We start from the raw sequence: 24,697 nt of genomic DNA on the forward strand, positions 1-24,697 counted from the left end.
CGGCATGAATCCACCCTCTATCCTACTATCATTTGCCCGTTCCAGCAAACAGGTATAACGATGCAAATAGGCAGGAATACTGGTGGAAGCAGATTCCAACGACTTCTTGGAATCGTCTGCCCGAAAAGGAGGGGATGGTCGTGCCCGCAACCGGTTTCTGGATTCGCCGCATACAGTGGCCGATGATGGAGCTGATCAAAGAAAATCGTACACGTCATTACATGGCAGAATTACAGCGCGCTCAAAGCCTGCAAACAAATGCTTTGGTAGAGAGTCAACGAAAAAAGCTAGGCAAGCTGCTGGATCATGCGACCCGGCGTGTCCCTGCGTATACGGAATTCGCATCGGAATGGGAGACTCAACGCGACCAGCCCGAACGCTTTCTGCAGCGACTCCCCATTTTACGCAAATCCCATTTTCGCCAAAACGCTGATCAATACCTCGCGCAGCATGCGAATCCCGCGAAGTTGATCGGAAACCGGACAGGCGGTTCTACTGGCGAGCCCACCCGTTTTTATCTTGACCGCCTGGCTGTCGAACGCTACGAAGCCGCGCGTTGGCTCGGCCTCTCCTGGCACGGGATTCAGATCGGCGATCCCTGTGTCATGATTTGGGGTTCTCCGCTGGAACTGAATCAACAACAGGAACGCCGTTATCGCTGGAAAGAGCGCTGGTTGAAGAATCGTCTCATTCTTTCCGCCTACGAGTTGGACAGAGAACAGCTTCCTACCTATCTGCGTCTGATCCAGCGTTTTCAACCTGTCTATTTATATGGATACGCCTCAGCCCTCCACAGCTTCGCCGAAATGATGCTGGAGCGCGGGTTATCGCTCGGCATTCGACTGAAAGCGGTCGTTTCCACTGCCGAAAGCCTGCATGCCCATCAGCGTCAAACGATCGAATCAGCTTTTGAGGCACCCGTCATCAACGAATATGGAGCACGCGATGGCGGAATGATTGCTTATCAATGTCCGAGCGGGCAAATGCACATCTTCAGTGAAAACTGCTACCTCGAAGTGGTTGACCCACTCACCGTCATGCCGCGTCTTCGGTATCAGCTGGGAGACATGATCGCCCTCTCCCCTCAAAGCTGCGACTGCGGGATCAATTTTCCTGTCCTGGAAAAGATCGACGGCCGAGAAGATGACATGTTCATCTCCACGCACGGAAAAATTGTGCATGGCCACTATTTTAATCATATCATTCGCGGCATGGACAGCTTTCGCACGTTTCAAATCGTGCAGCATGAACCCAGCCGACTCAGCTTAAAGCTCGTAAAGGATCCCGATTCCTATCTGCCCGCAGACGAATCCCGCCTATTGGCTGGCATCCAGGCTGCCCTGGGCGAAGTCAATGTCCAGGTCGCGTACGTGGATCACATTCCCCCGAGCGCTTCCGGGAAAGTCCGCTATGCCATTCGCGAATGTCCGCTTACGACTGCCCCCCGGATGGAATAGCGCGTTTTCGCATTTTTTGCAGCAATTCGGCTACCAGCGGTTCGCGCATCACGATCAATGCAGCGCCATACAAGAGCATGCCGATCGCGATGCCGATGATCAGGTAGAGCCAGATTGGCAGCTGGGACAGCCAAGGATCCAGCAAGAAAATGCCTCCTCCCATGATTGCGCATGCCAGCAAAGTTTTTGCCATCGTCCACAAAAAGCTGGCTTTCACAGGCACACCGACAGCGCGCCAAAGCAAGAAGAACAGCAACGCAGCCTGACTGACGGCAGATAAAGCCTGGGCCAATGCGATTCCGCCGTGTCCGAGGTAAGGAATCAGCAGCCAGTTGGCTGCGATGTACACCCCGATCCCGACAATCCCGATGGTGACGGGTGTACGTGTGTTTTCCAGCGCGTAGAAGGCACGAGTCAGCAAATCCCGCGCCCCCAGCGCGTACAAGCCCAAAGCGTAAAAAGGCAGCGCCCACGCGGTCATCGATACGGAAAGCTCGTCGAATGCTCCACGCTCAAAGGCAAGGCGAATGATCGGCTCTGCATACAGGGAAAGCCCGACAGTAACCGGTATCAGCAGGATGAACAGATAGGCCAGCCCTTTTTGCAGGATCAGCTTCATCTCCGTCATCTCTCCCCGCTTCACATGGGTTGCGAGCAGCGGAAAGAGAGGCAGTGTAAAGGCTCCTACAAAAATTGCCATCGGCATCTGCACGATCTGATTGGCATTGGCCAGGGCCGAAATCGCACCCGTACCGACTGATTCAGCAAAGCCGCGCTCCAGAAACGTCGTAGCCTGTGCCACGACTGCTCCGATCAATATCGGCACAACCCGCTCTCCCATTCCTGCCAAGGCTTCATCCTTTTGAAAGGAAAAGGAGAGCCTATGCCGGTATCCAAAGCGACGCAAGGTTGGCAGCATCGTGACCATCGCTGCCAGATAGCCAAGAGTCGTCGCGATCGCCAGACCCTGTGGCCCGTAGACAGGAACCAGGAAGTACATGCTCCCGATGACAATAGCCCCATTGGCGACGGTGCCCAATGTAGGGGTAAAAAAATGCTGATGCGCATTGCACATGCTCGTCCAAAGCCCGGCCAATCCGATAAATACGGCAGATGGCCACATCCATTGCAGCATGTCGGCGGTCAGGTCCAGTTTGGCACCTGTCAAGCCAAACAGACTCGCTACCTCTTTGGCAAATACGACTCCCAATACGGCTATCACACCGAAAACAGCCAATATGATGCCTAGCATTTTGTGATAGAGCCCATCTGTTGGCTGATCCTTTTCCATGAGACCGCGCATCGTCGGTATCAGGACAGCATTAATGGCTCCTGGTATGACAAGAAAAAGGGTGAGGGGAATCGTCGCCGCGATGTTGAAGGCGTCTGCCTCCATCCCCGTCCCGTATAGTTCGGATACATACACGCTGCGAAAAAAACCCAAAAGTCTTCCAACCAGCGTCAAAACGACGATCATGGAAGCGATTCTGATCAGACTCATTTCCAAAACTCCTTATTCGGCGTTCAACCAGCCTGCGAGTCAAATACTTTGCTATCATATCTCATTTCTCGTGATCCTACCAATCCATTTCCCTCCCAACTTGCTAGAGGGTTGTGAAATTCATTATAATGGATTGGTTAATCCCTGCGTAGGAGGACTACAAATCAAATGAAAGAAACCGTGTTGAAGTGGGGAAGTCAAGCAAACACGTGGCTCTACTTGTTTTTGGCCTTCCCCCTTATCGATTACCTGTTGCGAAACATTCTACCTATTCCAGTCGTTTCGTCATTTTGGGATGAAGGCTTGCTGATTGTCCTGTCGTTGTTTACATTCCTTGCCTATCTGGAAGGAAATCGCACCATGCCCAAAATCAAGCATGTGCTTTCCGCCCTGTTTGTTCTGGGAATCGCCCTGACTGTGACGGACATGGCGGTTTGGAAAGCAAGCGTGGAGGGCTTTCGCTCCATCTACCAATACCTGATTGCCTTCTTCATGGGATTCTATTTGTTCAAGTCAGTAGATCAATTGGAAAAACTCTTAAAAGTGCTTGTCCTGATAGGCTTTGTAACCGGCCTGTACGGAGTCATCCAGGTCGTACTGGGTGTTCAAACTCCTGGATCATGGGTACAAGAGGGCGAAGCGATCACGACTCGCGCCTTTTCCTTCGTCACAAGTCCCAACGTACTGGGCAGCTACATGGCCTTGATCGCACCGATCGCAACCGGCTTGTTTATCAAGGTAACCAGTCGCAAAGAAAAACTGCTCTGGGCAGGCGTCACGCTGATTACTCTCTTGGCGCTGCTGCTGACTGCATCACGGGGTGCCTGGTTCGCGCTCGCTTTTTCCCTGTTCATCTGTGTCTATATATGGAAAAAACGCGTCGCCTTGGTCCTCGTCCTCGTCGGCATTATCGGCGTGATTGGCTTGTACAACGTCCCCGACGCTGTTCCTGGGCTGGGCTCGCTGAAAAATCGGGTTTTTGGGATCTTCACGAAAGAATACCTGGAATCGAGTATGCAAGCAGGTCGTCTCGACCGTTGGGGAGATGCGTATGACAAGATGCGGATTGAGCCGCTCTTCGGCGTTGGTCTTGGCCATCATGGGGGAGCCGTAGGATATCGTCATTTCGGTACGATATACTCTGACAGCTACTTCTTCAAAAGCTTGGCCGAATTCGGCTTGATTGGGATCACACTGCTTCTCATCTTTGTCACGATGATGCTGAGAAACGGGGTCAAGGCCGTCCAGGCATGGCGCAATTCCCCCCATTTCTTCTTGCTTCTCGGCTTGTTTTGCGGCATTTTCGCTGTCGCGTTTCACAATTTCGTAGAAAACATTTTCGAGGTGCCGTTCATGGCGCTCTACTTCTGGCTGTTTGGCGGCATTTTCAGTGCGTTGTACGCCGATCACATACAATCAAAAAGGGGGTGAATCCATGCGCAGCCGTTCCATTCTTTCAACTTTGGGCTGGGCCGTTTACGCCATCGCCCTGTTTCTGATCTACCAATTGCTCGTGAAGCCCGCGTTTCTTGATCTGAGCTGGATTGCCTTGCTCATCTTCATTCCGGTGCTGGCTGGATTCTACTTCTTGATCCATCCAAGTGAACGACGTCAGGTGCTGGTCTTCACAATCGGTTTCCTGCTGCTGGACCGTGCCCTGACTCGCGTTGATGTGAAAACAACAGCGGCTCTTCTGATCGGCGGTGCGATCGCCGTGATCGTGATCGCCCTCTTGGTCAAATGGTATGGACGCCTCGACTGGAAAGCAGTAGGTGCGCTGGTCGTCATCGCCCTGCTCGCCAATGTCACGTTTAATCGCTATACCTTGACCGCCTTGAGCCATTTCACCGTCCAGGAAGAAACTGCTCGTCTCTACAATGGTGATTGGGTCGACTACTTCCCGATCACGCTCTACGACGTCGACGGGGATGGCAAACAAGAAGTGATCACCTACGGCAATGCAATGGAGCTGCCTTTGCCGGAAACGGTGGAAAAACCGGAAACCGAAGAGGAGAAAAAGGCACTGGCCGAAAAACTGCTTCATCTCCAATCCGAGCCGCTCTCCCTCTATGTCATGCGTTGGGAAAACGGCAAGCTGGTACGGATGAACAACAAGGAGCTCCCTGCTGAGACCCTTGATCGCATCAAGCACCAGATGCCGACCGACTTCCCTGGCTTCCCTTACTACACGATGAAGGATGACCAGCTCGTTCCCAATGTGCAGCGGCAAAACTTTGCAGAAGGCATGATGCAGATTGGCACTACGCCTTATCGCGCATTCATGCTGGATATGGAGAACATCGCCAACAAGCTGGAAGAGAACAAAGGCAGCATGGACCTGCGCCATGAGCTTGGGCGCCATTACAAGGATTTGCACATCATCAACGGCGTCTTGAGCGGTACTTACGACGGCAAGCCTTTTAGCGGGAAAACAGACGCCACCAAGCTGCTGACCACCATGATGCTGCCCGATGGACGGGAAGGCTTGATGATCATGGGCCAACATATCAGCGTCATGGTCGTGGAAGCAGACGGTTCGCTCAAGGAAGCCTATACGCTCACTCGCAAGGAAGCCGAGCTGGCGACAGCCGAATTCATCCCTGCCGATATCGACAACGATCAGGTGGATGAATTGCTGCTCGCGGGCAAGCCGTCCTACATCCTGAAACCGACGCCGGAAGGAACCTGGGACATCCTGTGGTCCAGCGCCGAGGGCGATACCAGCTTCCGCTTCTCCAACTTCGCAGCGGTAGGCAGCGGAGAGCCGGAAATCATCGCCAAAGCGAAAAGCTGGGTCAGTACGACAGACAGCCGATATCTGCGCGGTTTTTCCTATTCGCCGGAAGGGCTTACGGAGAATTGGCGCATCTATCTGCCGCTCATCAACGTACAGATCGGCGACATCGACGGCGACGGGCAGAACGAGATCATCGGCAATATGTACAACACGCACCGCATTCTGGTGTTCAAACGACACAACATCCCAGTCCTGCCGCTGACCATTGCCGTCTTTGTCGGATTAGTGGCTTACGGAGTCGTAAGGAGGGGTCGCCATGCGTAAGCAAACAAAAATCTTTGCCTTGCTTGCCTCTGTCTGCGTCGCTGCCCTGCTTGGCGGTTGCACCTATGAATCAGGTCCAAAGGCTTTTGCCTCTACGAATTTCGATACGACTCCCGCAACGCCGCCTGAAGGTCTGAATGAATCAGGTGCGGAATGGCTGAAGGTCGCGCTCGAAAAGGCGAAAACCGATCCTGAAGCGCAAAAATACTGGTACAAGGGATATGTAAAAAACAACATTCTCGCTCGTCAGGTGAACAGCATGTTCAACGGAGCGGTAATCAATGACAAGGGCTACAACGTGGATGCGCGAATCGCCGCCCAGCCCTACCAGTACTATCGAATCGACGACAAGCATTACATCCGCGCCAAGGAGTACTGGGTGACGGCAAGAGACGAACCGCTCGCCTTCGACGTCCTGGCGGGATTTGAAGACTGGCTCCCCTTTATGGACAAAGCGGTTCAACTGCCGGATGACAAAGTCTACGGGACCGAGACTGCGACGTTCCAATTGAAAATGACCGGCGCAGAGTGGCTGGCCAAGAGCCAAAGCCCGTTGTTTGAACCTTTAAAACAACAATTGGGAGACCGTCCTGATCTGAATTACATCCTGAATGAATCCACGATCAAGACGACCTTCTGGATCGGCAAAGAAGACCGGCTGATCCACCAATACGAGACCTGGATCATCCTCCCTCTGCCAGAAGCGGGAACGATGGACCAGCAAGTGTTTTTCCAGCTTTACAAGTACAACGATCCGGGGATCCACATCAAAGACCCGTCAGAAGTAGAACGATATTTGCTGTATTGATCCACAAGAAAAGAGCAGTCGGACAGATCAACCATCTTCCCGACTGCTCTTCTTCTTTTCATTGGTTACATGCTCGCGCTGGATGTCAGGCTTTTCTTTTCCTGTGCACGCCACATGCTTGCAGCACCGAGCAGGACTGTAAAACCGCCAGCCAGGACAAACACCCAGCCAAGCCCCAGCCATTTTCCCAGAATGGCTCCGAGCGACGGCGCTGTAAATATCGCGATTCCCTGTACAGCCATGGCGACCGCAGAGACCCGACCAATCAATTCCTTCGGGGTCTGGGTCTGGAGCAAGTACGCGTACGGAACCGTCATTCCAACTCCGACCGCGCCTGTCACCGCAAAGATGACGACCCATAAAGCCGTGTTCCCATGAGCAAAACCGTAGAGAACGCCAGCCGCCGCTACCAGCAATAGCAAGCCCGAGACGATTCTTCCCACCGCCATGAACAAGATCGGCCAATTCCGCCACTGTGTGAACTGCCCCGTCAGCAAGGCACCCAGCACGGAGCCAGCCCCCACAGCCCCGGTGACAAGCCCATAGCCCAACGTGTCCATTCCCAACGCTTGAACCAGCGGTGGGAGAAACCCGTCATACAAAAAAATGATAAACATGGACAGACCCACGATCATCACGGCAGAACGGATCAGAGGATTGCCAAACAAAAATCGGACTCCCTCCGCAACGTCGCGTACAAAACCCTGCTTTTCGTCTCGCGAGTAATCGGCTGCGGCTTGTACGCGCGGGAGAGCCAGCATAATGACCCAGCCAATGAGATAAAGCACCCCCTCTACCGCAAAGACGGCTGCCGGAGACGAAAAAGTCAGGAGCAGGCCTCCGATGGCGGGACCGATCATTTTCATTCCGTTTGATACCATTTGCCCCAAAGCGCTCGCTTCTGCCATCTCCTCTGTCGGCACGAGATGACGCAGCAGGGATTGACGAGCTGGCTCGCTGATGGAGGCCAGAGCCGATTTCAGAAAGATCAGCGGAAGCAGCATATACAGATTTTCTGCCAGCAAAAACCCGATGATCACCAGGATGCGCAAAAATGTGCTGTGCAGGAGTACCATTCGGCTGGAGAGCCGATCCACCCAGACAGAAGCAAAGGGGCCAATCAATAAAAAGGGGGCGCCCATCGCAATCACAGCGGCTGAGTTCGCTTCCAGCCCCAGTTTCCATGTAAAGGTGATCAGCGCTCCCAGGGCCAGCAAGTCCAGCCAATTGCCAAGATCGGTAAAAACCTGTGAAAAAAAGAAGGTACGGTAAGAGCGGTTAGACAGCGGAGAAAAGACATGTCGTTTCACGGTTCAGTCATCCTTTCCTGTTCGTCTCCCAAACGTAACAGAAGAATGTCAGAGCCGTATCAAATGACTTATTGATGGGAAAATTCTGTTTGGTCTGTCAGCTTCGCTCTCAGGAGCAGGCTGTACAGGAATGCAGCGAACGAAAAGCAGGCCATGGCCCAATACAGTGCGTCTCCACCAATTTGCTGAAACACCCAGCCCCCCGCAATCGAGCCAACGATGCCGGATATCCCGAAAAAGAGGACGGCCAGCACGGTCTGTCCCGTCGCTTTCCACTCCTCCGGAATAATCCGATAGAGGTACTGAATGGACGCTGTGTAGAAAATGACGAAGGTAATGCCCTGCGAGATTTGCAGATAGACGACCCAATCCGGGCTGGGAGCGATCGCACACAACACATACCGCAGGGTGTACAAAGCAGCCGCGATCATGATCAGTCTCATTTCACTCCATCTCCGCAGCACCCAGGTGCTAATGGCAAAAAATACCACCTCACTGACAGCAGCGAGAAACCAGGCTTGTCCTACCTCTCCTGTGGTGCCGCCCAAGCTTTGCACATAGACCCCCAGAAAGCTGTCATTGGTTCGATGCGGTGTGGACACCAGCAGGACAAGCAGAAAAAAGCGCAGCGTCCGGGGATAGAAAAAGAATTGCTTCAAATCCTGAAAGGAGAGCTTTTTGCTGCTGGCAGGCGCATCAGGCACGAACAGGCAAAAGCCAAACGTCAACACTCCGTATCCCACGAACAGCCACGCCAGTGATTCCATCCCCCACAAGTCCACCATCCAGCCGATGACGAGGGAAGACGTAGCAAAGCCGATCGCTCCATACGTCCGAATGGAGCCAAAGCTGATCTGATGGTTCTCTGCAACCCGATAGTTTAAGCTCTCCGTCAGTGGGTCTGTCGGCATCAAGAAAAAATACATCGCTGCCACCAGAAACAGCAAAACCAGAAACTGGCTGCTGGTGAACAAGAGAAAGCCGATCACGACCGAACAGCCGACAGTTATGAGAATGATCCGCTTGAGCGTCTTTGCCTTGTCGCTCAACATCCCCCAAAAGGGTTGTGACAAAATTCCGATGAACGAGCCTATTCCGACGAGAAGCCCGAGCTCCCCTGGGGCAATTCCGCGAAAGGAGAGATAAACTGGCAGAAAAGAAATAAACATTGAAAGAATGGAAAAATAGAAAAAATTGTAAGCCCGCAAGCGTTGTACCTCTAGATTCACGTTCTCATCTCACCTGTCTCCCAAAATCCCCCGCAACATCGCGTCGCGGGGGATTGGGTGGAATATTATACGTTGATCAGATCATCCATAAGCTGCGCCAATTGTCTGGCCTGCTCGCGCCGTTCATAGGGCTTCACGCGCTCGGCAAAATCCGCTCCGCGATCCGGTTGGCCATCCGCAGCAACCCCACGGTCCTTCCATTCGCGATACAGCCGCAAATACGCCTGCTTGATCGCTGCCTTGTCCTGTGGGTCAGCCACCTGTCCGAGCTGAAACTGCTCGATGATCTCTGTCGCCTCACCCGCTTTGTTCAGGGCGAGAATCGGTTTGCCGATCCCCATGTACTCGTACAGCTTGCCTGGAATATATGCCCCTGCATCTGCGGAGACATCCCCGATCAACAGCAGGGCATCGGCTCCTTTCATCAAGCCCAGCGCTTCCTTGTGCGGCAGGTTGCCCATCTGTCTCACGATTCCATTCAGTCGCAGCCGCTCGACACAGTCGCGATTTTCCGAGTAACCTGGGTAGTCGAATACTCCAGCAAAGCTGAGCAGCAAATCATTCTCATCCACTTCTTTCGCATCAATCAGTTCGCGGATCGCTTCCAGAAGCAGGCGCGGATTGCGTTTCTGATACAGGATTCCTGCATAGACGGCATGGAATTTTTCAGGAACGGCGTACAAAGGCTGCAAATCCTCAAAATCGGCCTGATCAAATCCGTTGTAGATCAGCTCCAGCCTTTTGATCCAGGCACCGTGTTTTTTCCGGAAATTCTCTGCGAATGTAGCAGTAACCGTCGTGATCGCATCAGCCTCTGACATCACTCCAGTCTCCATGCGCTCTTCCAGGCGTTCGCGCCAGGCAATTCCTGAAGTGTGCATATTTTGCGTCCAGGGATCGCGAAAATCAGCAACCCATTTGCAGCCTGTCTCTTTCGCCAGCTTGCGAGCCACCAAATGATTGGTAACGGGGCCCGAAGTCGAAAAAATCACGTCGATCTTTTCACGACGCATGATCTCTCGCCCCAATTTGAGCGCATTGGGAAGCCATAGAATCTGATCGTCCGGGATCAAGAGGTACGGCTTTACCTGCTTCAAAATGGACACGACTTGCTTTTTTAATGCCGCCTTCAGGGACTGGCGCGGCGGTGAAGCCTCCTCGGCAGTCTGGTTCGCACCAGCAGGGACGGCAGCAGAAGCAGCCCCTCTTTTCGGAATCAGGGGCATTTCTTTCGCACGGTAGATCTGTACCTCAGGCGGCAACTGTGCCAGAAGAGTAGGGTCCAGGGTAGCATGGTAAGCCGGTTCGACAGTCAGGACATGCACCTTCCAGCCAAACTCCCCCAAATATTTAGCCATCTTGAGAGGACGTGGGACCCCGCCGCCCCCGATGGGAGGAAATCCATAGCATATGAGTAGCACATTGCGGTCTTTCATTAGGTAACCTTCCTTGTCCAAAAGCGTCTGAATGCAGGTGATTTTCTTTCTCCCTACGATACCACAAGTGGCGTCTTATTGCGAATCTATCAAGCATCTGCTATAGTGAAAATGGCTTTGTAACTACGATTCGGGTGAAATTAGATGAGCAAACTACGAGTCCTCCACGTGATCGGCGGAGGTGAATTTGGCGGCGCAGAACAGCATATTCTCAATCTCGCCTCCACGTTTCCCGCTGATGAGGTGGAGGTGGCGGTTGTCTGTTTTTATGATGCCCTTTTTGCCGGCGAGCTGAAAAAGGCGGGAATCCAGGTCATTACGCTGGATCAATTCGGCCGTTTTGACTTGCGTCTTTTGCTTGCGCTGCGGCGTACATTCCAGACGTTCCGGCCCACAATTATACATACCCACGGCATCAAGGCAAACTTTTTTTCACGGCTGGCCTCACGTGCCATGCAGATCCCTCTGGTCACTACGGTACACAGTTCCTTGCGTTACGACTACGCAGGAGCCTTGGCCTATGTGATCGTCAGTTTGATGGAGCGAGGAACCCGCCTGTGGAATCGGCATTACATCGCGATCAGCAAGGCGATTGCCGATATTCTGCGCAAGCAGGGCGTTCCTGACGAGCAAATTAGTGTGATCTACAACGGGACCGATCTCTCCCCTTACAGGCAAAACCAGCTGCGCGAGAGTGATCGGAGTCTACTGCGTGCGGAATGGGAGATCCCGCAGGATGCTTTCCTGTTTGGGACAGCAGCTCGATTCGTTCCGGTAAAAGGCTTGCCGCTTATGATCGATGCCTTTGCCCGCCTGCTGCGTGAACAGTCTGGTGACGCAAAGGATTCATTGCCTTACCTCGTTCTGATTGGAGATGGACCCGAACGCACCCTGCTGGAAAACAAGGTCCGTGAATTGGGGCTGGAAGAACGTGTCCGCTTTGCTGGCTTTCGGCAGGATATTCCCGCCTGTCTGCATGCCTGTGATGCCTTTGTTCACTCTTCGCTCTACGAGGGGCTTGGTTACACGCTGATTGAAGCAATGGCCTCCGAGGTGCCTGTCGTCGCCAGTCACGTCGGTGGAGTCAAGGAGGTCGTCTTCCACGAGCAGACAGGTCTGGTCGTCCAGCCTGGCGATACAGCCGCTCTGGCGCGTGAGATGAATCGCCTCCAGCAATCAGAAGAACTGCGGAGCCGACTGGCGAAGAATGCTCTCGAACATGTAGAGGATACATTTACGATCGAACAGATGACCCGGCATATTCTTGATTTGTACAAAAAACTGCTATCATGATGATCTGGCACGATGCGTCTTGCCCTGTCGGGGAGCCATCGTGCTTTTTTCGTTTGAATTTTTAAGTTGCCTCTGTATCCACAATTTGGTTACATAGAATTGAAACGATGATTCTAGGAACCCCTATGAAAGGTTGGAGATCTTATATGAAGCTTTTTCTTTCCGTGGACATGGAAGGCATCTCCGGAATCGTGGATACGAGCTATATCAATCCCGACTCCGGCGTCAACTATCAGAGAGGCCGGCAGTTCATGACGCAGGATGCCAATGCCGTGATCGAAGCAGCACTTGAGTGGGGAGTAAAAGAGATCGTCGTCGCAGACAGTCACAACACGATGAACAACATCCTCTGGGAATCGCTTCATCCGGCAGCGCGCCTAATCGCCGGAACTCCTCGCGATTGCTCCATGGTGCAAGGTCTGGATGAAAGCTTCGACGCCGCCATGTTTATTGGTTACCACACTCGCCAAGGCATCCCTGGCGTTCTCAGCCATACCATGTCCGGCGTGATCCACAATCTGTACGTCAATGGTCGCGTCGTCGGCGAGTTTGGCTTTAACGCCATCTACGCCGGGCTCTATCAAGTGCCTGTCTGTATGGTATCCGGCGACAACTTGATCGCGGTTGAGGCAAGTGAACTCATCCCCGGCATCAGTACCGCCATCGTCAAGCAGGCTGTCTCTCGTACAGCCGCACTTTGCCTCCCTCGCGAAGAAGCGACAGCCGAGTTGAAGCAAAAAACGAAGGCAGCCCTCTCTCAGCTAAAAACGATTGCCCCTCTTCAAACCGCGACACCCTTGGAGGTCGCCATCGAGTTTTCCCATGCGGGACAAGCAGAGCTGGCCGCCATCGTCCCAGGCTCCCATTACGAGACGAAGAGCAACACGGTCTCCTTCCGGGCAGCCGATCAAGTGGAAATGTACAAAACCATGCGCGCGATGCTGAATCTCGCATCTGGCGCAGAGTTCTTCTAATGAAAAAAACCTCGTCAAGCGCGGCTTTTCGGCCAATTGACGAGGTTTTTCCTATTTTTGCTTAGATGCGGACAACCGTTACTTTTTGGTCCAGCTCTCGCGGAATCCGGTTTTTGGTATCCATAAGCACCGGAGCATCTGCCATTTTGGTGATCAAGCTTGTCCAATCCGCGTCAGCAAACTCCTGTTGCACAGCGGTCAGCATGAGGGCATCTGCACCTGCTACAGCCGCCTCGAGAGTCTGCGCCTTGTGTTCGTATTGGGTAGGGACAGCCGGATCATAAGAAGTGACTTCGACGCCTCGTGCTTGAAGACGATTCACGAGGTCATGCACAGGACTGACGCGATCGTCGTTGGAAAAGTCCTTCATCGCCAATCCCAGAACGGCTACGCGACTGCCCGCAAGCGATTTTCCTTTATCCTTCAATGCTTGTTCCAGCATGTCAACCAGCACATTTGGGACTCCGTCATTGATCTGGCGGGCCTGCTGCAGAAGCGGCAAGGAGACGCCCAGCTCTCGTGCTTTAGGCTGCAAATAGTAGAGCGCATTCGGGAGGCAGAAACCGCCCACGCCTGGTCCCGGTGTCAAAAGATTTACTCGTGTATGCGTGTTGGCTACTTTAATCAGTTCAAAAGTATCAATGCCAAAGGATTCTGCAAAGCGAGCAAATTCTTGAACCATGGCAATATTGACATCACGCTGAATATTTTCGATGACCTTCGCAGTTTCGACGACGCGAATATCCGAAATCGTCACCTCTGTCTCGCTGATGAACGAAAGCAGTTCCAAGCCCTTTTGCGCACTTGCTTCATTTATGCCCCCCAGGACGAGCGGCATGTGAATGAACTCTTCAAAAGCGCGGCCTTCTGCGATTCGCTCCGAGCAATACGTCAGATAAAAATCAGTCCCCGCAACGAGTCCACTCGTTTCCTCCAGAATCGGCAGGATGACTTCCTCTGTTGTTCCCGGAACTACCGTACTGCGGATCATCACGGTATCGCCTTTTTTCAAAACGCTCCCCAAGGTCTGGGCACATCTTTTCAAAGGCTCCAGATCAGGGTCGCCGTTATGAACTGGCAAACCGGCTGTCACGATGTAATGCTGTACTTCCTTCGCTGCCTCTTCATAAGATGTCGTCGCATAAAAGCGACCGGCGTCGATTTGCTCGCGCAGGATCTCACGCAAGGTCTTACCTTTATAGGATTCCAAATGATGGGAATTAGCTGCGTTGATTTCTTCCACGACTCGGGGCAATACATCAATCCCGACGACTTTGGCCCCTTTCATGGCATACGTCAAGGCCAACGGCAAACCGACAAACCCCAATCCCACAACAGCGACGCGTACAGGCTGTGTCATTGCGTATCTCCTCTTTCTTATTCTCTCTTGGCATGTAACTGCGCTTTGAAGCGCAAGTGTTTTCTGGCATCGGTTACATCAGGTAGTAAACGCCTGCAACGATAAACAGTGCACACATCACAATGAGCACCTTGTACAAGGTTTCCAACGACGCGCTCCTCCCCAACCAAATAATCAGCATCGATTCAAACGCCGGGTCCTATTTTTGTGAATCTCTCGGATGTGTCCCGCAGGCTCTGCCAATGGATTATTATACTCTCGATTTCCCCGAGGTTCAACCCGATGCGGGACACCACCCGCTATCGGACTAGACTGGCACCGATTACGTAGGAAAATCCGATCGAGATCATCATGGCTATAAACCCGATCGCCATATTTCCTTTGGCGATTTCATCGTCAATCTTATAACTGGGTGTCATAAACTCGAAGATAAAATAGCTGATGAGCAGCAACACGTAGCCAAAAGTCCCCCAGATCAGCGACTGCCCAATCGAGACATGCTCGGAGATCGAATAGCGGAAAATATTGGCTATCCCAAAAATCTTGCCTCCTGTTGCCATGGCAACAGCGAGATTTCCTTTTTTTAACTCCTCCCATACCTGGTAGCGAGTAACCAGCTCAAATAGAGATAAAAAGACGATCATCGCCAATCCCGTAACCGCATAATTGGCTGCTGTCGCAAAATATGGATTGCTTAGAAGATCCCCCATAGCTTCTCCCCCGCCTTTATTTCAGTTCGGCAATGGTTGCGCCAACGCCGCCCTCTCCCTGTCCGCCGAGACGGAAGGACTTCACATTGCGGTGGTGGCGCAGGTACTCATGTACGCCTTTGCGCAAAACGCCCGTACCATGGCCGTGAATGATGGAGACAGAATGCAGGCCGGCCAACAGGGCATCGTCGAGGAATTGTTCGATTTCGCGAATGCCATCCTCTACATTGTAGCCGCGCAGATCCAAATCCATCTTGATGGAGTCGCTTCTTCGTTTTACAGACGTGTACGGGGCTGCTTGCTGCTCGTTTTTGGCAGGCTTCACCACGTTCATGTCATCCCGCTTTACTTTCATTTTCATGATGCCGATCTGCACCAGATATTCATCGTTATTCACTTTTTCCAGAACAAAACCCTTTTGTCCGAAGCTTGTGACCATGACTTCGTCCCCTACTTTGACTTGTGTGGCCCGTACGGCCTTCGCTGGTTTTTTTACCTTTTCCTTCTCCAGCTCCAGCACGGCATTGCCGAGCCGCTTTTTCGCTTCAATCAGACGGTGTTCCTTGATCTCGACGCCCTCGTCACGCATGTCACGCAACTCGCGGATGATCGCCTCGGCCTCTTCCTTGGCCAGCTGGACAGCGATTCGCGCCTCGTCCTCCGCCCGCTCCATCCGCTTGTTTTTTTCTTCGGCAAAACGGGCTCTTTCCTCTTCCAGCTGGCGGCGCAGCTCTTCTGCTTCCCTGCGCAGCCTCTCTGCTTCTTGCCGCTCTGCTTCTGCGGTCTTGCGATTGCGCTCCAACGAAGCAATCATGCTTTCCACCTGATTGTCTTCTTCGCTGATGGAGCCGCGCGCCACTTCGATGATTTCCTCGGGCAGCCCAAGCCGGCGAGCAATCGCAAAAGCATTGGAACGCCCCGGGACACCGATCAGCAGCCGATAGGTCGGGCGCAGCGTCTCGACGTCAAACTCCACACTGGCATTGATGACTTCTGGCCTGTCGTAGGCGTACGCCTTCAGCTCACTGTAGTGCGTAGTGGCTACCAGCCTCGCTCCGGACGAGATTACATGATCGATGATGGACATCGCCAATGCCGCTCCCTCCGTCGGGTCTGTCCCGGCACCCAGCTCGTCGAAGAGGACCAGGCTGCGCTCATCCATGGAAGCCAGAATGTGGATGATGTTGGTCATGTGACTGGAAAACGTAGACAGACTTTGCTCGATCGACTGTTCATCCCCGATGTCGGCGAAGACCGAGGAGAAGATCGTCATTTCGCTTTCTTCTTCGGCCGGAATATGCAAGCCTGCCATCGCCATCAATGACAGCAGCCCGATCGTCTTCAAGGATACCGTTTTTCCCCCGGTATTCGGTCCGGTGACGACAATTGCCTGATACTCGCCACCCAGTTCTACATCTACCGGGACGACGACCTCACGAGGAATCAGCGGATGACGCGCTTTTTTCATGCGAAGATAGCCGCGGTCGTTCAAGCGTGGACAGATCGCTTTCATGCTCCAGGCTAATTGAGCCTTGGCAAACATGAAGTCCAGCTCAGTCAGCGCATCTACATTCTCCAATAAAGCTTCTACCGCAAAGGAAACCTGTTCGGTCAGCAGATACAAAATCCGCTCCACCTCTCGCTCCTCACGCAGACGAAGCTCACGCAGCTTGTTGTTCATCGCAACGATGATTTCCGGTTCGATAAAAAGCGTCGCTCCCGATGCGGACTGGTCGTGAACGATTCCCCCAAACACATGCCGATACTCTTGTTTTACCGGAATGACAAAGCGGTCTCCACGGATCGTTACAATGCTTTCCATCAGCATCTTCTGGTAGGAGGAAGAGCGTGTCATCTGATCCAGCTTTTCCCGAATGCGTGATTCGACCTGCCTGATTTCCTGGCGAACCTGACGCAGCTCTACACTGGCGCTGTCCAGAACTTCGCTGTTTTCGTCGATACATCTGCGAATTTCTGTCTCCAGATCACGCAATCCCTCGATTCGCTCTGCCTGGAATTGCAGCAAAGGAAGCTCCTCGTCTTCTGCCATATCCAGAAGAAAGTTTTTCAGCCTGCGTCCCGACCCGATCGTGCTGGCGATGTCCAGCAGTTCGCTTGGAGAGAGCATCGCATTGAGCCTGGCGCGTTGTACAGGACCGCGGATGTCGCGTATTCCTCCCAAAGGTGCGCTTCCTTTCAAACGCAATACCGTTGCGGCCTCTGCCGTTCCGCGCTGCGCGATGCTTGCCTGTTCCAGCGACGTGGTGGGGATCAATTCTGCCGCTTTTTCTTTCCCGTATGTGCTGGACGCCTTGTCGATCAACATGGCGATCATTTTGTCATATTCCAAGGTTTTTAAGACCCGTTGTTCCACTGTGATCCTCCTCATATCCTCCTTCGGCCTCGCAAACAATGCCCGTTGCCGCAGGGTGTCAAAGCTTCTCCATCAATGATTATCCACCATTATAGCATGCCGACTTCTTCAAGGATAATTTTACACATGCTATCGATGGATAAACAGCTATCAATTGAGCCAGAATGAGACTGATACAACACACAAAGGAGGAGTAGACTTGACATTCATGCGCCATGTCATCCGCTTTATTGTAGCCGCTGTCGTACTGATGTTTGTCGGTTTTCTCGTACCCGGCTTTTCTGTAAACAGTTTTTGGACGGCACTGTTAGCGGCTGTTGTTATCGCCGTAATCGGTTGGATTGTTGAATCCCTGTTCGGTGAGCGCATTTCGCCCTACAACCGCGGGATTGTCGGTTTTCTCGTCAGTGCTGTAGTCATCTACATTACACAGTATTTTGTCGCCGGTTTCCGTGTCACCATTCTGGGAGCGCTTCTGGCCTCACTGGTTATCGGAATCATCGACCTGTTTATCCCCATCAAGAACAATCTGGGGGAACCCCGCAATCGACAAGAAACCTGATCGCTACTTCCCATAGGGTTGCAAATGTGAAAAAGAGAGGCCAGTGCCTCTCTTTTTTAGCGTTTTCACGAATTTATAACTTTTCTTTTGCGTCTTCCTGAAGGAGTCTCAGCAGTTCTTCGTACTCTTGGCGAAGGCGGTAGTACTCATCTGCGATATTGACTGCAGTAAGTACGGCGATCTTGGCCGTGTCCAAACGATGATTCCCGTTGGCGATTTCGTTCATCTTGTCATCAACGAAACCGGCCACCGTACGTATGTGATTCACACTCGCCTTGCCACTCAACCGGTATTGTTGGCCATAGATATCAACCGTCAAACGATTTTTTCCATCACCTTGCACGAAGGGTTCCTCCCTACTGCGACCTTTGCTCTACTGTATCCTTTTTAGGTTACTGAAAATGTCATAATTCGTCAAGCTGTCCTTGCATTCTACAGCCTACATGCGCAATTCTGCGCCTGTTGCTGTTTTCAATGCTTCGATCACTGCTGTCGTAACCTGTTGGATTTCCTCATCCTGCAAGGTACGCTCCGGATGGCGGAATACCAGGGAAAAGGCCATGCTTTTCTTGTCTTGGGCAATGCGTTCACCCGTGTATACATCAAAGAGGGTCAGCGACTCAAGCAATTCTCCGGCTGCTTCCCGAATGGTCGCCTGCAGCATGCCTGCGCTGACATCGCGGTTCACGACCAGTGCCAGGTCCCTCGTCACGGCAGGGAATTTCGGCAGCTGGTTGTAATGCCCCACATCGCTTGCTGCTTCGCCCAGTTTCGCTAGATCCAATTGGAAAACGTAGGTTTCGGTCAGGTCGTATGCTTTCTCCGTCCCTGGATGAACCTGACCCAGGAATCCCAGACGATTTTCCTCGGCCCACACTTCAGCAGTGCGTCCCGGATGCATGCCTGCTAAATCGGAGGCCGCTTTGTAAGTGACATGCTGGATTCCCAACGCGTGCAGCAGGGATTCGACTACGCCTTTGAGCTGATAAAAATCGACAGGCTGTTTCGCTCCCATCCAGTTTTGCGGCATCCATTGCCCGGTCATAGCGCCGCCGACGTACACACGCTCTTCCGGCAGTTCTTTTAAAACGTTTTCGCGTTGCAAGAATACCCGTCCCAGCTCAAAGATCGAAACATCATGATTTTGCCGATTTTTATTGTAAGCCACAGTACTCAACAGACTCGGCAGAAGACTTGTGCGCAGGACACTGTGCTCTTCGCTCATCGGCATAAGCAGGGCGACTGGATTCGTCTGGCCTTCGTGCAATCCCGCTACGTCCTCCACGCGTTCCGGGGAAACAAGAGCGTAGGAAATCGCTTCATGCAGCCCGGCTCCAATCAGGTGGCGACGAATCGTCCGGCGCAGCTGCTGATCTGCAGTAAGCTGTCCTTGGGTAGTGACCCCTGTCGGCAGGCTGGTCGGAATCTTGTCGTAGCCATACAGACGGGCAACCTCTTCCACCAAGTCCTCGGGCAAAGTGATATCTCCGCGTCTGGTAGGAACTGTGACCGTCCATTTGCTGCCCTCGACTTGATACGGGAACTGGAGGCGATCAAAAATCGGCGAAACCTCTGACGCATTCAGGGATGTACCCAGATGCTGGTTGATTTTTTCCAGAGTAATGCTAACGACAGCTGCTTCGCCTTCTTGAACGACATTGGTTGCTACTCCTCGGGAAACCTTCGCACCAGACAATTGCTGGATCAAAGCTGCAGCGCGCTCCCCAGCTTCTTTCACGCGCAACGGGTCTACTCCTTTTTCCCAACGCACGCAGCCTTCCGTGCGCATGCCCAGCTTGCGAGAGGTGCTGCGAACCGTCTGCGGTGTGAACCAGGCTGCTTCCAGAATTATTTCCTTCGTATCATCGTTAATCTCCGAGTTGGCTCCTCCCATCACCCCTGCGATGGCCAAGCCTTTTTGCGGATCGGTAATCAACAGGGTTTGGGCATCCAGCTTGCGGTTTTGATCGTCCAGAGTCACGATTTCTTCGCCTTCATGAGCCAGACGTACAACGATGGAGCGGTCTGCCACTTGGCTCGCATCGAAAGCATGCAGAGGTTGACCGTATTCCAACAGGACGTAGTTGGTCACGTCCACGACATTGTTGATCGGGCGCATTCCGGCGGCCATCAGGCGATTTTTCATCCATTGCGGAGAGCTGGCGATCTTGGCATCAGTAAAATGACGTCCATGGTACTGATGACATTCCTCTTTCGCATCAATCCGTACTTGGACCGGGTTGGCCTCGCCATTTTCCTCGATCTCGATGGCAGGGAACATGACTTCCTTGCCGTAAATCGCCGCTACTTCATGAGCGACGCCGAGCATGCTGAGACAGTCCGAACGATTCGGAGTGAGTCCCAGCTCCAGAACATAATCATCCATTCCCAGATAAGAGACGGCGTCCATTCCAATTTCTGCATCCTCTGGCAGAACCATGATGCCCTCCTGCTGATCCTTCGCCAGCAGCTTGTCGTTGAGGCCCAATTCCTTGGCAGAGCAGATCATGCCTTGCGATTCGACACCGCGCAGCTTGGAACGCTTGATTTTGAGATCTCCCGGCAAATGAGCGCCTACCAGTGCGACCACCACTTTTTGTCCCTGTGCGACGTTCGGCGCCCCGCATACGATCTGCAAGTCCTGCTCCTGCCCCACATCGACGATGCATACGTTCAAGCGATCTGCATCCGGGTGCTTGCTGCGTTCTTTCACATAGCCGATGACAACATTGGAAACCCCTGCGTTGCGCGATTCCACTGCGTCCACTTCGATCCCGCTGCGCGTCAATTTCTCCGCCAGCTCGTGCGGTGTGATGCCACTCAGATCGACATATTCAGATAACCATTGATACGATACCTTCATCTTCGCCTCTCCTCTCTATGCTCGGTTGAATTGACGCAGGAAACGCACGTCATTCGTATAAAAATGGCGAATATCTTCTACGCCGTATTTCAACATCGCAATCCGTTCAACACCCATGCCAAAGGCAAAGCCGCTTACTTCCTGCGGATCGTAACCAGCCATTTCCAGTACACGCGGGTGTACCATGCCAGAGCCCAGGATCTCGATCCAGCCTGTCTGTTTGCAGACCCGGCAGCCATCTCCGCCGCAGTTGAAGCACTGCAGATCCACTTCAGCGCTTGGCTCCGTGAACGGGAAGAAGCTAGGACGCAGTCGCACCTGCTGGGTCGGGCCGAACATTTGCTTGGCAAAAGTCAGCAATGTTCCTTTCAAGTCACTCATGCCGATTCCTTTGTCCACCACCAGACCCTCGATCTGCGTGAATTGGTGGGAGTGTGTCGCATCGTCATCATCACGGCGATACACTTTACCTGGACAGATAATCTTCACAGGAGTATCCCCTTGCTTCTTCAGCATGGTCCGAGCTTGCACAGGAGAGGTATGCGTGCGCAGCAAAATCTCGTCTGTCACGTAAAAGGAATCCTGCATGTCGCGGGCCGGATGATTCTTAGGCAGATTGAGCATTTCAAAGTTGAAGTGATCCATCTCCACTTCCGGTCCCTCGGCGATCTCAAAGCCAAGACCGATGAAAATATCCTCGATCTCCTCAATGATGCGGGAGAGCGGATGCATCGTCCCTGTTGGAACCGGACGTCCCGGCAATGTCACATCGATGGTTTGGGAAGCCAGCTTGGCATGGAGAACTGCCTCGTCCAGCGCAGACTGCTTCTGGGTAAAAGCAGCTTCCAGAGCTTCTCGCACTTCATTGACCAATTGCCCGACGAGCGGGCGTTCTTCCGGTGACAGACTGCCCATTCCACGCAGAAGCTCTGTCAACTCACCTTTCTTCCCCAGGTATTTGACCCGCAAATCCTGGAGTTGGGTGGAATCCGTCACTTGGCTGATCTGGCCGAGCGCAGACTCCTTCATCTCTTGCAACCGAGTTTGCACGTTGAATCGCTCCTTTTTTATCGTTTTGTACTTATGCAAATGTCTTGGCTCTCCAAAATGTGGTGAAGCCTTGCTGCAAAAAAAGAAAAACCCGCCCCAAAAAGGGACGAGTTACTTTTTCTCGCGGTACCACCCTTGTTAGACAGACAGGCTGTGGTCATATGCCTGCAGTCTCACTTAGATCATTGGTAACGGGAATGACCCGGCTTGCTCCTACTTCGCTTGGGCGGTTCAGAGTGCGGCTACAGAGTGAATTCGGCAGCTAGCGCGTTAAAGATGCTTCCAGTCTCCGGCATCTTCTCCCTGCGAACACGTAGTTCCTGCGTACTAGTCTCTATCATCGCTTTCGGTTATAATGAATCCGTATGGAAATTATAGCGTAACGGAGAATAACTTTCAACGATACATAACAAGTCCACCCTAATTGACAAGTAAAAACAGGCATCACGCAGAAAAGGGGAAGTCTGAAATGATCGATCTTCATAACGTGCTTTACGACAAATCCGTCAACTGTCGCCATTGTGAGACCCCTTTTACTACCAAGCGAGTTCGCAGCGGCTCCCTCGCAGTCCAGCACCGGGATACCGATTTTTGTACACAATTCAAGGACAAATCGCTGAATCCGATCTTGTACTCCGTTCACGTCTGCCCGCAATGCGGCTTCTCTTTTACCGACCAGTTCTATCCCAAGCTGACACCCTCACAAGCCAAGAGCGTGCAAAAGAACATCACTGCCAAGTGGACCAGCAAGCATTTTGGCTCCTTCCGTCGAGAGGAAGAAGCGATTGCCTGCTATAAATTGGCGATCTATGCCGCTGCGTTGACTGATCAACCGCACTCTGTCAAAGCAGGGTTGTATCTACGCCTGGCCTGGCTGTACCGCTTTGCTGAAAACACTGCGGAAGAGCTTCGCTTTATCGGCATGGCTGTAGACGAATACGAGCAATCCTACATCCACTCGGATTATACGGTCGGGGACAAGGAAATGTCGGAGGTGCGATTGTTATACCTCATTGGCGAACTGCATCGGCGGCTTGGCGAATTTGACAACGCCATCCGCTACTTCGGCAAGGCATTGGAGTTTCGCGGCCGTACAATGGAAAGCGGTATCATACGCATGGCGCAGGACCAATGGCAGCTTGCACGTGAAGAGTATAAAAACAAGAAGCAAACACTCGGGCAGGAGACCGGTTAATGAGACCGGTCTTTTTTTCTGCGCGCTTCGTAAACCAACAAGCCTGCGGCTACGGCTGCATTGAGCGATTCAGCCTGACCGTAGATCGGGATATGCACCAGTTCATCCGCCTGCGTGATCATCTCATCCGAGACTCCGCGGCCCTCATTGCCGATGACGATCGCGACTTTTCCACTATAGTCTACGCTGTCGTAGGAGCGGCTGTTTTCCCGGAGTGTCGAGCACAGCATGCGGCCCCCTTTTTGACGCCACTGGTCAGCCGCGACCGTCAAATCTTGCGTGAAGACGGGCAGGCGAAAGATCGCCCCCATCGTAGCCCGCACGACTTTTCCATTGTACAGGTCAACGCTGCCCCGTCCAAGAACGACTCCGTCTACACCTGCTGCCTCCGCTGTGCGCAAGATCGTCCCCAGATTGCCGGGATCCTGAAGCTCGTCCAAAAACAGGAGAAGAACATCCTGCTTTGCCTGAAGGAGCTGTTCCGTCCATTCTTCCCAATTATGCTGATTTTTCTTCACGACAGCGACGATTCCTTGCGGTGACTTGGTCTCGCTCAGCTTGGCCAAAACCGCCTCGGACGCCGCCACGACATGCACGTCCGGGCTGATGTTCGTCAGCGCCTGACGGCAGGCTGCATTCAATTCTCTCTCGCTGTCATACAGAATCGTTGTAACGGCTGCCCCGCTGTTTAAGGCTTCCTCGACCAAGTGGGCTCCTTCGATCAGATAACTGCCCGACTCTTCCCTTCCTTTTCTCTCCAGCAAAAGCTGCAGCCGTTTGACCAACGGATTCTGCGCGGATGTAATTCGTTCATGTGCCATTTACGCTTGCTCCTCAAAGGTTTGTAGGTCCTTGTTATTGCCGATCACGACGAGGACATCCCCTACCTGAATCAAATCGTCCGGATTGGGAGTAATGTTGAATTTATCACCGCTTTTGATCGCAATGACGTTCACTTCATACAGCGCGCGTAGATTCAACTGGCGCAAGCTCTTTCCGACCATACGCGGAGAGACCATCACCTCGGCCACGCTGTAATCTTCAGCCAGCTCGATAAAATCGAGAACATTGGCAGAAATCAGGTTATGCGCCACACGAACTCCCATGTCCCGCTCCGGAAAAACAACACGGTCCGCTCCAACTTTGTAGAGAACCTGGCCATGACGTTCATTTTGCGCTTTGGCCACAATTTTCTTGACACCCAGCTCTTTTAGGGTCAAAACGGTGAGGATGCTTGCCTGTATATCGACGCCAATAGCCACGACCACGACATCGAAGTTCCGGATTCCCAGCTCTTTTAAGGCGCGTTCATCCGTCGTATCCGCCACTACGGCATGCGTCACATACTGAATGTTTTCGTTGATCCGCTCTTCGTTCTCATCTATGCCCATTACTTCAAAATCGAGTTCATACAGCGTGCGTGCCACGCTGGAACCAAATCGCCCCATCCCGATAATCGCAAATTGCTTCGATGACATGCCTGCACCTACTCCTTTTATCACCCGAGCAAATCA

The 24,697-nt window shown here is 52.7% G+C and carries 20 protein-coding genes and 1 other annotated feature; of the genes, 8 read left to right on the plus strand and 12 right to left on the minus strand.

Going from position 1 to position 24,697, the window contains the following annotated elements; genetic code table 11:
• The first annotated feature begins 134 nt into the window (after positions 1-134).
• Positions 135-1,457 carry a phenylacetate--CoA ligase family protein gene (locus T458_RS34695; RefSeq protein ID WP_252989784.1) on the plus strand — a complete coding sequence of 441 codons (1,323 nt, stop codon included), beginning with the start codon at positions 135-137 and terminating at the stop codon, positions 1,455-1,457.
• On the opposite strand, the gene murJ is transcribed toward T458_RS34695, so the two are convergent.
• Positions 1,432-2,958, minus strand: coding sequence for a murein biosynthesis integral membrane protein MurJ (murJ, locus tag T458_RS34700; protein ID WP_023555625.1), 1,527 nt, complete (start codon positions 2,956-2,958; stop codon positions 1,432-1,434). The genes T458_RS34695 and murJ overlap by 26 nt on opposite strands.
• 168 nt (positions 2,959-3,126) lie before the next feature.
• Between murJ and T458_RS34705 the strand changes: the two genes are divergently transcribed.
• Genes T458_RS34705 through T458_RS34715 form a run of 3 tightly spaced genes read left to right on the plus strand, consistent with a single transcriptional unit; the run spans position 3,127 to position 6,827 of the window.
• Positions 3,127-4,389, plus strand: coding sequence for an O-antigen ligase family protein (locus tag T458_RS34705; RefSeq protein ID WP_023555626.1), 1,263 nt, complete (start codon positions 3,127-3,129; stop codon positions 4,387-4,389).
• Between the two features lie 4 nt (positions 4,390-4,393).
• On the plus strand, positions 4,394-6,019 hold the full coding sequence (locus tag T458_RS34710; RefSeq protein WP_023555627.1) for a hypothetical protein: 1,626 nt from the start codon (positions 4,394-4,396) through the stop codon (positions 6,017-6,019).
• Complete coding sequence (locus tag T458_RS34715) at positions 6,012-6,827, plus strand: hypothetical protein (protein WP_023555628.1); 816 nt, start codon at positions 6,012-6,014, stop codon at positions 6,825-6,827. The genes T458_RS34710 and T458_RS34715 overlap by 8 nt, the downstream gene beginning before the upstream one ends.
• Before the next feature lie 65 nt (positions 6,828-6,892).
• Here the strand turns inward: T458_RS34715 and T458_RS34720 are convergent, their stop codons facing one another.
• The 3 genes from T458_RS34720 to T458_RS34730 form a co-directional block, all read right to left on the minus strand.
• Entirely contained in the window at positions 6,893-8,137 is a 1,245-nt protein-coding gene (locus tag T458_RS34720) for an MFS transporter (protein WP_023555629.1), read from the minus strand.
• Between the two features lie 68 nt (positions 8,138-8,205).
• Entirely contained in the window at positions 8,206-9,366 is a 1,161-nt protein-coding gene (locus tag T458_RS34725; protein ID WP_023555630.1) for an MFS transporter, read from the minus strand.
• A gap of 65 nt (positions 9,367-9,431) precedes the next feature.
• A complete protein-coding gene (locus tag T458_RS34730; protein ID WP_023555631.1) occupies positions 9,432-10,802 on the minus strand; it encodes a glycosyltransferase family 4 protein in 1,371 nt (456 codons plus the stop codon).
• A gap of 144 nt (positions 10,803-10,946) precedes the next feature.
• Here T458_RS34730 and T458_RS34735 point away from each other — a divergent pair, with 144 nt between their 5' ends.
• Both T458_RS34735 and T458_RS34740 read left to right on the plus strand, forming a co-directional pair.
• Positions 10,947-12,095 (plus strand): glycosyltransferase, encoded by a 1,149-nt coding sequence (locus T458_RS34735; RefSeq protein ID WP_023555632.1) that lies wholly within the window; start codon positions 10,947-10,949, stop codon positions 12,093-12,095.
• Positions 12,096-12,241: 146 nt separating this feature from the next.
• Positions 12,242-13,069: a M55 family metallopeptidase gene (locus T458_RS34740; protein ID WP_023555633.1), complete on the plus strand. Its 828-nt coding sequence runs from the start codon at positions 12,242-12,244 to the stop codon at positions 13,067-13,069.
• A gap of 61 nt (positions 13,070-13,130) precedes the next feature.
• Here T458_RS34740 and T458_RS34745 read toward each other — a convergent pair whose 3' ends face one another.
• From T458_RS34745 to T458_RS34755, 3 genes are all read right to left on the minus strand, one after another.
• Positions 13,131-14,429: a nucleotide sugar dehydrogenase gene (locus T458_RS34745; protein ID WP_023555634.1), complete on the minus strand. Its 1,299-nt coding sequence runs from the start codon at positions 14,427-14,429 to the stop codon at positions 13,131-13,133.
• Between the two features lie 299 nt (positions 14,430-14,728).
• The gene (locus T458_RS34750; RefSeq protein ID WP_023555635.1) at positions 14,729-15,139 is read right to left on the minus strand and encodes a DUF350 domain-containing protein; all 411 of its coding nucleotides are present in this window, start codon (positions 15,137-15,139) and stop codon (positions 14,729-14,731) included.
• A 16-nt stretch (positions 15,140-15,155) separates the two neighbouring features.
• Positions 15,156-17,513 (minus strand): endonuclease MutS2, encoded by a 2,358-nt coding sequence (locus tag T458_RS34755; RefSeq protein WP_023555636.1) that lies wholly within the window; start codon positions 17,511-17,513, stop codon positions 15,156-15,158.
• Between the two features lie 199 nt (positions 17,514-17,712).
• Here T458_RS34755 and T458_RS34760 point away from each other — a divergent pair, with 199 nt between their 5' ends.
• The gene (locus T458_RS34760; RefSeq protein ID WP_023555637.1) at positions 17,713-18,075 is read left to right on the plus strand and encodes a phage holin family protein; all 363 of its coding nucleotides are present in this window, start codon (positions 17,713-17,715) and stop codon (positions 18,073-18,075) included.
• A 73-nt stretch (positions 18,076-18,148) separates the two neighbouring features.
• Here T458_RS34760 and zapA read toward each other — a convergent pair whose 3' ends face one another.
• The 3 genes from zapA to pheS form a co-directional block, all read right to left on the minus strand.
• Complete coding sequence (zapA, locus tag T458_RS34765; protein WP_023555638.1) at positions 18,149-18,418, minus strand: cell division protein ZapA; 270 nt, start codon at positions 18,416-18,418, stop codon at positions 18,149-18,151.
• A gap of 96 nt (positions 18,419-18,514) precedes the next feature.
• On the minus strand, positions 18,515-20,938 hold the full coding sequence (pheT, locus tag T458_RS34770; protein ID WP_023555639.1) for a phenylalanine--tRNA ligase subunit beta: 2,424 nt from the start codon (positions 20,936-20,938) through the stop codon (positions 18,515-18,517).
• 15 nt (positions 20,939-20,953) lie between these two features.
• Positions 20,954-21,988, minus strand: coding sequence for a phenylalanine--tRNA ligase subunit alpha (gene pheS / locus T458_RS34775; RefSeq protein ID WP_031305441.1), 1,035 nt, complete (start codon positions 21,986-21,988; stop codon positions 20,954-20,956).
• Between the two features lie 99 nt (positions 21,989-22,087).
• Positions 22,088-22,338 (minus strand) — a binding site (T-box leader).
• A gap of 119 nt (positions 22,339-22,457) precedes the next feature.
• Between pheS and T458_RS34780 the strand changes: the two genes are divergently transcribed.
• On the plus strand, positions 22,458-23,183 hold the full coding sequence (locus tag T458_RS34780) for a DUF2225 domain-containing protein (protein ID WP_023555641.1): 726 nt from the start codon (positions 22,458-22,460) through the stop codon (positions 23,181-23,183).
• Here T458_RS34780 and T458_RS34785 read toward each other — a convergent pair.
• Positions 23,180-24,004, minus strand: a complete 825-nt coding sequence (locus T458_RS34785) for a TrmH family RNA methyltransferase (protein ID WP_023555642.1) — start codon at positions 24,002-24,004, stop codon at positions 23,180-23,182. The genes T458_RS34780 and T458_RS34785 overlap by 4 nt on opposite strands.
• Positions 24,005-24,661 (minus strand): potassium channel family protein, encoded by a 657-nt coding sequence (locus T458_RS34790; protein WP_023555643.1) that lies wholly within the window; start codon positions 24,659-24,661, stop codon positions 24,005-24,007. It abuts the gene before it with no gap.
• Between the last annotated feature and the right edge of the window lie 36 nt (positions 24,662-24,697).

The organism is Brevibacillus panacihumi W25 (assembly GCF_000503775.1).
Classification (GTDB): Bacteria; Bacillota; Bacilli; order Brevibacillales; family Brevibacillaceae; genus Brevibacillus; species Brevibacillus panacihumi_A.